The sequence below is a fragment of the Paenibacillus tritici genome (genome assembly GCF_013204885.1).
GTDB lineage: Bacteria > Bacillota > Bacilli > Paenibacillales > Paenibacillaceae > Paenibacillus_AQ > Paenibacillus_AQ tritici.
Genome location: NZ_JABMKX010000021.1, coordinates 1 through 12509, shown reverse-complemented (window position 1 = coordinate 12509; position 12509 = coordinate 1). Strand labels below are relative to the sequence as shown.

Annotated in this window: 6 protein-coding genes; 4 read left to right on the top strand and 2 right to left on the bottom strand. The window is 53.8% G+C overall.

Features of this window, described 5'->3' with window-relative positions; translation table 11 throughout:
- The first annotated feature begins 110 nt into the window (after positions 1-110).
- Positions 111-1940: an ABC transporter ATP-binding protein gene (locus HQN87_RS27420; RefSeq protein WP_173139806.1), complete on the top strand. Its 1830-nt coding sequence runs from the start codon at positions 111-113 to the stop codon at positions 1938-1940.
- A gap of 132 nt (positions 1941-2072) precedes the next feature.
- Here HQN87_RS27420 and HQN87_RS27415 read toward each other — a convergent pair whose 3' ends face one another.
- Positions 2073-2885: a Cof-type HAD-IIB family hydrolase gene (locus HQN87_RS27415; RefSeq protein WP_173139804.1), complete on the bottom strand. Its 813-nt coding sequence runs from the start codon at positions 2883-2885 to the stop codon at positions 2073-2075.
- 336 nt (positions 2886-3221) lie between these two features.
- Here HQN87_RS27415 and HQN87_RS27410 point away from each other — a divergent pair, with 336 nt between their 5' ends.
- The gene (locus HQN87_RS27410) at positions 3222-3944 is read left to right on the top strand and encodes a metal-dependent hydrolase (protein WP_173139801.1); all 723 of its coding nucleotides are present in this window, start codon (positions 3222-3224) and stop codon (positions 3942-3944) included.
- 362 nt (positions 3945-4306) lie between these two features.
- On the opposite strand, the gene lplA is transcribed toward HQN87_RS27410, so the two are convergent.
- A complete protein-coding gene (gene lplA, locus HQN87_RS27405) occupies positions 4307-5311 on the bottom strand; it encodes a lipoate--protein ligase (protein WP_173139799.1) in 1005 nt (334 codons plus the stop codon).
- A gap of 318 nt (positions 5312-5629) precedes the next feature.
- Between lplA and cobD the strand changes: the two genes are divergently transcribed.
- Together cobD and HQN87_RS27395 are read left to right on the top strand one after the other, a co-directional pair.
- Positions 5630-6721: a threonine-phosphate decarboxylase CobD gene (gene cobD, locus HQN87_RS27400; RefSeq protein WP_173139944.1), complete on the top strand. Its 1092-nt coding sequence runs from the start codon at positions 5630-5632 to the stop codon at positions 6719-6721.
- 263 nt (positions 6722-6984) lie between these two features.
- On the top strand, positions 6985-11997 hold the full coding sequence (locus tag HQN87_RS27395; RefSeq protein WP_173139797.1) for an S-layer homology domain-containing protein: 5013 nt from the start codon (positions 6985-6987) through the stop codon (positions 11995-11997).
- Positions 11998-12509: the final 512 nt, after the last annotated feature.

Here is a 12509-nt window from a genome sequence, read left to right as displayed (position 1 = left end):
CCATCTGCCGCCGCTGGGTTCCTTGCTTTGTGGTATAGTAAACTGAATGCATGAGCCGGAAGGTAATTAAATACAATGCAGGATGTTGAATTCCAATGGGGGCTGATGATGTGAAGAAGAAAGGTGCTTTTGCGAGACTGGGTACATACATGCTTAGACACAAGCTAATCTATGCTGTACTGCTGCTGGTCACCGTATTAAGTATTATGCTGGATCTTACGATGGCCTGGTTTCTGGCCCGGATTACGGATGCGGCCGTGCGTCTGGATGTGGAGGCGTTCAAGGGGCTTGCCTGGTTTGGAGTGTTATTCCTTATTGTCGCTGGCCTCAATACCTTCCTTAATGAATTTCTCAAAACCAATATCTCGGCCAAAATCAGAAATGAGCTGCGTCAGGATATGATGAGTCATACGCTGGCCTTGCCGCAGTCTTACTTCGACCGTAATCATTCGGGGGATTTGCTGTCCCGGTTCACGAATGACAATCAGTCGGTCGGCGAAGCCTGCGGGCGGGTGATGATGGATCTGATGCGCAACCCGCTGCTGGCGGTAGCCTCCTTTGCCTATCTGCTCTATATTAACTGGGTGCTTGCGCTGATCTGCCTGTCTATAGGCCCGCTGTTGTTCCTGACCGGCAAAGTCTTCGGCAATGCGATGCGTGTCAACAGTGTGCGGGTGCAGGAAAGTATGAGCAGAACGACATCTTTTCTGAATGATATCCTGGGCAGCAGCATGGTGTTCAAAGCCTTCTCGATAGAGCGCAGGCTGCAGAAGCAATACATAGATTACAGTGAGAGTATCGCCTCCGGGGAGAGGAAGAAGGCCGGTATCGAGGGGGCAACGGGAGCCATTTCTTCTCTGCTTGGTAACCTCACCTTCCTCCTGGCCCTGGTCATTGCCGGCTGGTTCGTGGCTAACGGAAGGCTTGAGGTCGGGGCGATGATCGCCTTCATTCAATTAATGAATTATCTGGTAGGGCCGTTCTCGGTGCTGCCGGGCCTGGTGGCTTCCATGCAGCAGTCGCTGGGTGCGGCTGAACGGATTTTTGAAGTGATGGATGCTCCCGCAGAGGTTGAGGTGCTGCCTGAGGTGCAGGCGGTGCCGCCGGAGTTCGGGGTGCTTCAGCTCACGAATCTGGCCTTTGGATACCCGGATAGTGAGAAGCGGAGTCTTAACCAGATTAGTCTGGAGCTGACGCGCGGACAACAAATGGCCGTGGTCGGCCCGAGCGGCGGCGGTAAATCGACGTTGTTCAAGCTGCTGCTCGGGTTCTATACACCGGATGCTGGTGAGGTCTCCATTAATGGCAGTCCGATTACCGGAATGCGGCTGGAACAGCTAAGAAGTTATTTCGCCTATGTCCCCCAGGAGTCGGGCCTGTATACGGGGAGCATCCGTGACAATATCGAGAGCGGTAAGCCCGGTGCGGCCGACGAAGAGATTATGGAGGCGCTGCGGCAGGCGAACGCTTATGAATTCGTTATGGAGCTGCCGGAGGGTATACACACGGATATTGGCGAGCATGGTTCGAGATTGTCGGGAGGGCAGAGACAGCGCCTGTCCATTGCCAGAGCGATGCTTAAGAATGCGCCGATTCTGCTGCTGGATGAAGCTACGGCTGCACTCGACAACGAGTCGGAGAAAATGGTCCAGCAGGCCATCCGCAAACTGATGAAGGACAAAACAACGCTTGTTATCGCCCACCGCCTCTCAACCATCCAGAATGCCGATATTATTCTGGTGATGGAGAACGGGGAGATTGTGGAGCGGGGCAGTCATGAGGAGCTGCTCACTGCAAGAGGGCGGTACTCCGAGCTGTATAATACTCAATTGGAGCAGGAGTCTGCGGAGGAGCAAGGGACTTCCGGCAATACGGAGAGCCGCGGCAGCGGCGGAACGGAGTCTGTCAATCAGAAGGCTTCGGTAGCCGGAGCCGTGTAATCGGAGCGGTGTAATTCACAGCGTTGCACGAAAAAAATAAAGGGTGGCATACCGCCGGGTTCAATGAATGAACCTGCGGTACGCCACCCTTTTTATGGAAATACAGGGATTATAGGTTGGGGTCCGGTTGGCTTACGCCTCTTGAACTGCCCCCAGAATGAACTTATCAATCGCGTACTTCACACCGTCTTCATTATTGCTGAGGGTCACGAAGTCAGCGATCTCCTTGAGCGCAGGGATGGCATTCGCCATCGCTACACCGAGTCCGGCAGCTTCCAGCATCTCATGATCGTTCCAGGAATCGCCTACAGCGATGGTCTCGGACGGGTCACAGCCAAAGTGCGCGGCCAGGAATTCCAGCGCCAGACCCTTGGTGCCCTCGTGGTGCATGATCTCCAGGAAATGCGGCTTGGACTTCGTGATATGAACCGAATCGCCCAGGAGGCTGCGCAGGATCGGGGACAGCTCATCCAGGAAGGCCGGATCGTCGATGATCAGCATTTTTGGAGTTTTTTGCGGGACGAGCTTCTCTTCCCAGTCCGGTTCAATGTAGTACTGCGTACCGTTCAGTGTGGAATAATCAATCAGCTTCTGGTTCTCTTCCCGGGCATACAGCTTGTCGTCGATGTAAGTCTGCAGGTGAAGGTCATGCTCCACACAATACTGGAACAGCTTGCGTACCGCATCCTGCGGCACATAACGCTCATAGAGGACTTCTTCATCGAGCAGGTTCTTCACCAGCGCGCCCTGATAGGTGATAATCGGCACGTTGAGTCCGGTCTGGCGGGCAATCGCCTGGGCGGAAGCATAAGCGCGTCCTGTAGCGAGTGTTACTACAACGCCTGCGGCTACAGCCTGCTCCAGCGCGGTTTGTGTGGCCGGGGTCACTTCCTTATCGTCATTAATCAGGGTATCGTCGATGTCGATGGCAATCAATTTGTACATTTGGGTTCTCTCCTAAAAGTATGTTGTAGTCCGGCTATCCGCTGTATCTCCCCGCATACCGCCGCCAGTAGCAGACTTAGACCGGCGATTCGTGCGCGATGCACAGAGATTATCAATTTCAGGGCCAGTTGAGTTGTCCAAATTGTATCCTAAATCAGGGGACAGGACAAGCCGAAACTGCGCCGCCTGCTTGGATGGACGGACGGGAATGACCCGGGTACCAATTATAGTCTGGACAAAAAAGGAAAGCCTTGGTATACTTCGATAACCGCACACACGTTCTCATTTCAGGCATCTCAGAATCATTATACTCTTATATGAAGGAGCGGATTCACCATGATGGGCAAATCCCATTTAGTTATCAGCACCGGGGTTACCTTGTCCGCCATGAGCCTGCTGGGACTGGAAATCACCCTCCCGGCCGTCGCCGTTGCCGTGGTCAGCTCCCTGCTGCCCGACATCGACGAGCCGAATTCCCTGTTGGTACGCAAGGCAGTGCCCGAGTTCCTGCTGCGTATCCTGCAGGTAGCTTTGATCGGCGCCGGCATCTATCTTTATTTTGCCGGGATTGCCGAGCCGCCTTGGAACATAGCGCTGGCTCTGCTCGTGGGCAGTGTATCCTTCCTGCCCAGCCGCAGGCTGCGGCATCTGGTGATGCTGCTGATCGCGCTGGCCTTGTTTGCTTTTGCCGATGCCTATGATCCCTGGAACTATATCGCCGCCTGTGTGCTGGTCGTAGCATCGGTAGTTCCGCACCGCGGGATCACGCATACGCTGTATGCCGTTGCCGGATGGGGGGCGCTGCTCTACTTCGTCTCACCGGGCATGAATGACGGCGGCAGCCTCTGGATTGCCGGGAGTATGTCCTACGGCCTGCATTTGCTCGCCGATTCCCTGACCCAGCGCGGGATCACTCCGCTGCCACCGATCCCGCTGAAGCTGCGGCTGAGGCTGATGAGTACCGGTACGAAGAAGGGCAACGCAGTGGAGAAGGTATGCGTGATGCTTACGCTGGCGCTCGTTGTCTATGTGTTTGTGCTTACGCCATCTTTGGGATGACGTCTGATAACGAATGGGTCAGGCCAGGACGCGGTGAGGACCGGAGATAGCAGTTGGATTTCGTACACTTGCTGATGAATGAATGCTTCCTGCTGCAACAGCAGGTGGATAAACAGCACTTACAACCTCTCGATTCACCCTAAGTAGCAAAAAGGAGCAATTATAGATGCTGTTTATCCACTTGCTTCCCTGGATTCCTCAGAAACGGGCGATTTAAGATACGTTTATCCACTTGCTTGTTAAGGGGAGCGACACAGAGCCTGATACAATACCGGCAAGCGTGTACGGCAAAGCCCTCCGGTGCGGAGATCATCCGCGCGGGAGGGCTTTGGCTTGTAATGCCTTCTATTTATTCCTCAAGTTTATTCCTCAAGAAATACCAGACCGATGAAGTCCTCCGGCTCAATGCGGCCGAAGTAATGCTTCAGATCGAGATCCGCCAGCGCCTGCCGTACCTCGGCTTCCTCATAACGTTTGCCGCGCAGCGCGTTCTCCACATCAGCTACATCGCCGACGCCGAAGAAGTCTCCGTAGATTTTGATCTCGCGGATGACAGAATCCTCAATATCCATGCGGATATCGACCAGCCCTGCCGGGAATTTGCGGGTATGCTTCACATTGCTTTTTGGCGAGAGGCCGTAGTTCCAATCCCAGTTCTGGTAATGCTCCTTGGAGATTTCATTGATCCGCACCCAGTCGTCTGTGGTCAGCTTGTACTGCGGAACCTCGGCGGCCTCCATCCCGAAGATGGAACGCAGCAGGCCTTCGCGGAACTGTTCGATCGTAAGATCCGGGTTGCCCAGCAGCTCCTTGATATTGGCGACACGGCTGCGTACGGACTTGGTGCTCTTCGATTTGAACTTCTCGGGATTCACATTCAGTGAAGCCTGGACATCATCCAGATTAAGGTCGAACATTAAGGTGCCGTGGCTGAACATGCGTCCGCGCGTGGAGAACTGGGCGTTGCCGGAGATTTTTTGCTCCCCGACCTGGAGATCATTCCGTCCGCTCAGCTCGGCATTCACCCCCATAGACTTCAGATAGTCGATCACCGGCTGGGTGAATTTGAGGAAGTTATGAAAAGACTGTCCGTCGTCTTTGGTAATGAAGCTGAAGTTGAGATTGCCCAGATCATGATACACCGCGCCGCCGCCGGACAACCGCCGTACGACCTGGATATTATGCTCCTTCACATACTCCTGGTTGATCTCTTCGATCGTATTCTGGTGTTTGCCGATAATGATCGAGGGGCTGTTGATATAAAAGAGCAGGTAGCTCTCGTCCATCGGCAGGTTTTTGAGCGCAAACTCCTCAATGGCCAGATTGATGGATGCGTCTGTAATTCCGGTATTATCAATAAAAAGCATTAGTGATTCCTCCGCTTGACCATAGTAAACTGCTGTACTTATTATAACCAAAAGAGAGATTTCCACAAAATCGAAAGTTTAACTTATCACGGGGGAGTTGTGCAAGGCCGCCAGTCCCTCCTCCACTGAGGCTGCCAGCGGACTTATGTACGGCAGAATCAGCTTCGCCTGGTATTTCTCCGGGAGATGATCAGTGCTCGGAACTATGCCGGATGCACTCGTGCGTTACTGTGAGATCATTGACGTATTTCCGGCTGAGGGCTGATAATTGGGAGAAGGGTTACTGAAGTAATGATGAAGCCCAAAGGGAGTGTATCTATGCTTGAGAAATATGGCCATGGCGGTGATCTGCTGACAGCGGCTGAGCTATACGGGGAGAAGGGCGGCGGCTTCCTGGATTTCAGCGCCAACATTAACCCGCTGGGGCCGCCGCAGGGTGTGCTGGCGCTGCTGCGGGAAGCTGTACCCGCGATTACAGCTTATCCCGATCCGGGTCACCGGAGGCTTAAGGCGCTGCTGGCCGAGAGCCTGGGGGTAGGCACAGACTGGATTACCGTTGCCAATGGAGCTGCTGAGTCGATGGCTCTGCTCCTGCTGGCGGCTGCGCCGCGCCGGGTAGGCATCGTCGAGCCGTGCTTCTCCGAGTACCGCCAGCTCGCGGAGCAGTTCGGCGCGGAGGTGCTGTCCGTTCAGGGGGCCAGCGGCAGGGAGTACCGGGCTGACGTGGACAGAATATCCGGCCTGCTGGAGCAGGTCGATCTGCTGTTCCTCGGCCAGCCGAACAATCCGAACGGCGTCCAGTATCCGCTGGACGAGCTGCGGCTGCTGGCCCGCAAGGCAGAGGCCTGCGGGACGATTCTTGCCGTGGATGAAGCGTTCATCGACTTCATCCCGGAGGCGGACCGGCAATCCCTGCTGCCGGAGCTGGGGGCTTACCGTCATACGGTGCTGGTGCGCTCGATGACGAAGTTCTTTGCCATTCCGGGGCTGCGGCTGGGCTTCACCGCCGCGCACCCGGAGCTTGCCGCGGCGATGACCGGCAAGCAGGTGACCTGGAGCGTGAACGGCCTGGCGCTGCTGGCCGGAGAAGCCTGCCTGCAGAGCGGCGACGGCTACGGGCAGGAGACGCGCGCGCTGATCGCAGCAGAGCGGCAGCGGCTGCGCCAAGGTCTGCTGGAGCTCGGCTGCGAAGTGCCGCCGGGCGAAGCGAACTTCCTGCTGCTGCGGCTGCCTGCTCCGTGGAGCGCGCAGGAGATGCAGCAGCGCTTGGGCGCGGGCGGCATTCTCGTCCGCAGCTGCGCCATGTACCCGGGCCTTGCGCCGGGGCATATCCGCGTCGCGGTGAAGGGCCGGGCGGACAATGCCCGGCTGCTGCGGGAGCTGGGGGCGTTGCTGCAGGCGGGAAGATAAAGCAGCGGCCGGAAGCGTAGATACCCGCAGCCGGAAGGCGCTGGCGTACATCTGGCCGGACTTAAGGAGGCTGTCCCAAAAGCCATGAAATGGCTGCTTGGGACAGCCTCTATTTTTGCCGGGAATCATATCCCGCGAACTATGGTTACCCGGATGGCCGGGCCGTAAAGAGGTAAAAAAAGTCGGCTGGATGTAAAGATATTAGTATGTTTAAATCTACGGGGTTTTTATATGCTTAAATCAAATAGATAAGGAGGTTCCCAATGTTCAGAATACCGATCAGCAAAATTCCGCTTATGTTCTTGTTGGCTTCACTGGTTCTAACCTCAGTCCTGCCGGGTCAGGTCAATATCGCCTATGGAGCAGACGTCACTGACTCCGCTACAGACTCCGCCGTACTTGATATCGCCCAGAGCAGAGTAGAAGGGGAGTATTCGCTGGATCTGTCACAGGTTGGCAATGTGGACTGGCTGCATCTGAGAGGCAACGGCCCGGACGACGTCATACGGATTACAAAGGCCGGCCCAAGCTCTGTAACCTTCAACGTATACGGCAACGGTACCACGGGAATTGAAGGGAAGCCGGACAAGGGCCAGGACGGCAATTATCTGTCCTACTCCTGGAATGATGGTATGACCGGATATGAAAGCGCTGTTAAGGATACGGGGTTTGGCGTGTTTTTTCCGAAGAACAGGGATTCCGGGAGTTACGAACATGTAGGCTGGACCTTCAGTGTATCCCCGCAGCCGCAGGAATCAACGGTCGTATTCGGCATCGGGTTATGGCAGGCTAAGGCTAATGTGAATATCTATGCGGATACGAACCTGGTAGAGACCAAGGTTATCAGCGCAGGAGGGAGCTCGGAAGTATACAAGTATCAGATTAAGGTTCCGGCCAATGTTGAACTCAGAGTGGAAGGCCTGCAGACAGACACCCTGTCACGGTATGGAAATATGTCGTTCTCGGGGCTGGCGGTGAGCAGCAAGGAGCTTGCCGACAAGAGTAACCTGCAGAATGCCTATAATCAATTGAAGGACAGACTTCAGGGCGTATACACGGACGAGTCCTGGCTGGAGTTTGTTCACGCAAGAGAGGCAGCGGGGGGCATTCTGGAGCAGGCGGATGCTTCCCAGGCAGAGGTGGATGATGCATTAGCCCGGCTTCAAGCCGCGCAGAATGCACTGGTAAGAAGAGAAACCAATCTTATGATCGACTTCACAGGCGCCGCAGAAAATGAATACGAGTTCGGCAGCAGCGGCGACCAGCAGGACAGATATCAGACGTTCTCCGTGGGCGAGAGCTTCGAAATGCAGTATGTCCAGGTTAATGTCCGGAAAATGTCCAATAATCTTAGCGATATGACTGTGAAGTTATATCAAACGGACCGTTCCGGATTACCAGCGGGTGCTCCCCTGGCAGGAACAGAGGTTGCGAAGGACCATGTGGCAGACGGCAAAATGACGACCATTCCATTCCGCTATAATCTCGCGGCCAATACCCGCTATGCACTGGTTGTATCGCAGAAGAATTTATTCTCCGGCAAATACCGCTGGATGGTGACGAAGAAGCACGGAGAATCGGCCGGTGAATATTTCGGTAAAAGCGTCGCGGGAAAATTCCAGTCCGAGGCACATCTGGGGACCGGAATATTAAGAATCATCAAGAAGTCTGCGGTGGACAGAACCGCCTTGCAGGCCTTGATCCATGCGATTGCAGATTCTAACTATAACAGCAAGCTGTATACCGTGCAGTCCTGGTCAGCGCTGGAATCCGCATTGGCGAATGCCGGCATGTATGCCGATCATTTCGATGCCACGCAGGCAGAGATTGATGAGGCGCTCCGTCAATTACAGTCGGCAAGAGCGGGGCTGGAGATTAATATCGACCTGACTGCTTTTGCCGGGCAGATTGACCGAATAAGCAGAGCCGTGATCAAAGGCTACACGATCAGCTCGGTGAATGTCTTGAATCAAGCGGTCAAAGCGGCCAAGGCGCTGGATGCAGACGCTCCGGCACACCATAAAATAACCGCATACTCCACTGTTCTGGAAGCGGTTCATAACTTAAAGGTCTCAGGTAAATACAAGGTTGAGACCCATGCGCAAATGACGGCAGCCTTCGGGTTCGAAGGAGATAAGAATGCTTCCCTCGGATTCCTGGACGGCTCCTATCAGATCGGCGGAAGCCGTCCCGAGCAGCATGGACCGGTTGCCCCCAAGCAGCTCGTGACCTTCGGAGTAACAGATACCGGCAACATTAAGTGGACCAAGGGTGAAGGGTATCTGCCGGTATTCATCAGTGAATATTCCAAGTATAAAATGGACTACAGAATAGAGAGCTTCGCCAACAAACATACAGTGAACAGCAGGGACTATGTCATTAACTATTCCAGAATCACGGCTACGAATCACTCCGGGGAAACGATGCTCCTGCCGGTAGTATCAGGAAATCTGATTCCGCTCAATGAAGCCGCAGCAAATGTGTACACCGTAGAGCCTGGAGAGAGTATTGTCAGGGACTATGCGATTGAAGCGGATAAATATGAGTATTTTGACAAGAACGTTACGCAGTTTACTTCCTTGACCACGGAGCAGGTGTCCGCCCAGGGAACGTATGAAGCTAATTACAGTGATATGAAGGCTTATTGGCAGGACAGGCTCTCCCGAATAGTAGAACTCGACCTGCCTAACAACGAGCTGGAGAATGCGTTCAAGTCCGGTTATATTGATACGCAGATCATCAAAGATGGTCAGTATCTGCATGTGGGTGAGAACGGCTACGCCCGGTTATTCTCACATGATACGCTCGGGATTCTGGTGGATCTGATTCAGAGCGGGGACTTCGCCCATGCGCAGGATTATTTGAAGAGTATCCCGCTGACCGGCGGAATCAATATTGAGACAGGGCTGGTGGACAGCAATCTGTACTGGGATACCAACTGGAAGATTCCCTGGGCTTATGCTGTTTATTTAAGCAAGACCGGTGACGCCTCGATCTTCGATGAACAGATGACTGCCGGGGACGGATCTGCGGGTACAGTGTTTGAGAAAAGAGTGAAGTTCGGTGCAAGAAGCATCGAGACTGACCGGAATACGGACGGAATCATGAAACAAACCTATGCGATTGACTCCGAGGGGAACTGGACCATAGACAATTATTCCGCCCTGACGGGTCTGACCGCCTATGAATATGTGTCCCGTGAATTGTACCGCTTGAAGAAGGACGAGGCTTATTTGCAGGAGGCCGAGTGGGCCAAAGCCAGATATGATGACTTGCTGGCCAAATTCACCGCTAAGCTGGAGCAGACGATAACGGATAAGGGATTGGATTATCTCCCGGCATCAGTCGTTGAGAGTAATGATGAGAACCGAATGGCTGATTCAAGGGATGCAAACTGGGCTTCCATGTTCCTGTTCGGCAGATGGCACTGGGACGGGTATCTTTTCGGGGCAGAGCAGCCGGAAGACAATATTAACCTTAAGCTGCTGGATGATACGTATACCTATGGAATTAACCGACGTATACAGGAGGATACCACGGATTCTCCATACAACTTCGGAGGTTACCCGCATGGCTTCTACTCCAGCGCATATAATGCCGGTTACGGGAGTGCTGCGCTGCGCGGGGAAGAGTACCGGGATATGGGCATCAAAGCTTATGAATTCATGATTGAAAATTCCATGAGCGGACCGTTCAGCTGGTGGGAAGGCATTCATTATCCGGTCGCGGGAAGTCCGTGGTCCCAGACGAATGATGAGCTGAACCTTCAGAACACACCGGGCGGCGGCGGGTCAGCGCAGCATATGTGGGGCCAATCCGTTAACTCCAAGGTACTGGTTGACTCTCTGATTGCGGAGAAAATCTACGATAAGAATCAGAAATACGAGATTATCGTGGGCCGCGGGATTCCCAAGGAGTGGGTTACGGACGCAGCGGCGAATCATAACAAGGTGGCCAGTGTGCAGAACTACCCTGCGCTGCAGGGCGGCAGAGTCGGGTACAATGTGGTAAGACAGGATAACCAGCTTGTTGTAACCTTCAGCAGTAATTTGAAGCAGGCCAGGATTGAAGCCGGTGCGGCCAGCTTCAGCGTTCAATTGCCGAGTATGGTGAACAACATCACTGAAGCCTCTACAGGCATTATAGATAACGAAAAAGGAACCGTCACTGTTCCACTCCATACAGACTCGGTAACAATCACCTTAGGTAATCTGCCGCAGCCGCTGGCTGTGAATTTGGATAAGGCGCTGCTGGAGATTGGTTACGCCGAAGGAGATCATAAGACTTCGGTAACGAAGAATGTCGTTCTGCCGGCTGTAGGGGAGCATGGAAGTGCGATAACCTGGACTTCAACGAACCCGGAAGTCATCTCTATGACAGGGGAAGTGAAGCGACCGTCTGCCACAACCGAAGTGACGCTGACGGCGACGCTTACAAAAGACGGGGCAGAGGCGCAAAAAAGCTTCGGGCTAACGGTCCTGAAGACGGAAACGAAACCTGACGGCGGCACGGACAACGGAAATAACGGAAATAACGGGAATAATGGTAACAACGGTAATACAGGTAACAATGGTAATTCAGGTAATACAGGTAATACAGGTAGCCCTTCTGGCAATAACGGTACAACCGGAACTGTTGGCGGTACCGGCAACACGGGGAATACAGGTAATGCAGGGAACACGGGAAATACAGAAAACACTGGAAATACAGGGGACGGCGGGAATGTTACTCTGCCTAAGTTCAAGGATGTAGATAAGCATTGGGCTAGAGAGAGCATCCTCACAGCGGCGGAACGCAAGCTCGTGAACGGCTATGAAGACGGAACCTTCCGTCCCAACGGAGAAGTTAGCCGCAGTGAATTTGCGGTAATCCTCGGCCGTGCCTTGAATGTACAGCTTGAGCCATCCGGCATTACCTTCAAGGATGAGCGCAGCATTCCATCTTGGGCGAAGCCGTATATTGCTGCTGCGGTTAAATCCGGCTGGATTACAGGCTATACGGATCAGACCTTCCGGCCTGACGGGACGATTACCCGTCTGGAGATGATCACGATGATCATCCGGGCGCTGGAGGTGAAGACGGATGCCAGGGCTAAGGCGCCGTTCACAGATGCGGCGGACATCCCGGCCTGGGGCCAGCCGTATGCAGCAGTGGCCTATGCAGCCGGTCTGATTGAGGGTAAAGCCAATAACCGCTTGGCTCCACAGGATCAGGCCACTCGGGCGGAAGCAGTAACGCTGGTGCTTAGAATGTTAGAGAAGGCTGAACAACAGTAGACGAGAGCAGACGAGAGCAGATCAAGCTGACACCTGGAGTTCCGGGGGTCAGCTTTTTTTGGAATAGAGGCTTAGACAATTTGGGATACGGAGCGTGCGCTGTGAGGCTTATCCGGATATACCCTGCCAGCACACTGACATGAATAACTCCGAAGAAGCGGCTACAGATGGTAGTATCAGCCTAGAGAAGGGGGCTGCTGCGTAAGGCAGTCTGTAGCGGGAAACAGCAGTTGGATAATCTCCACTTGCTCATGAATGGAGGCCCGCTTGCCGGGAAGCAGTTGGAAAAATAGCACTTGATATACAGCGAATCGGTCAGATTCGAGGAAATCCCTGAAATTAAATGACGTTTATCCAATTGCTGTCCTCAGACGCTCGTATATAGCTAAATTTAAGATACGTTTTTCTAAGCCTGTTGATTACCCAAAATAAGGTAGCAAAAAGGCCGCTGATTCGTTAAAGTGTTTGTACCCCTACAAACATACGAAACGAGGCGACCTCATGAAAAAGTC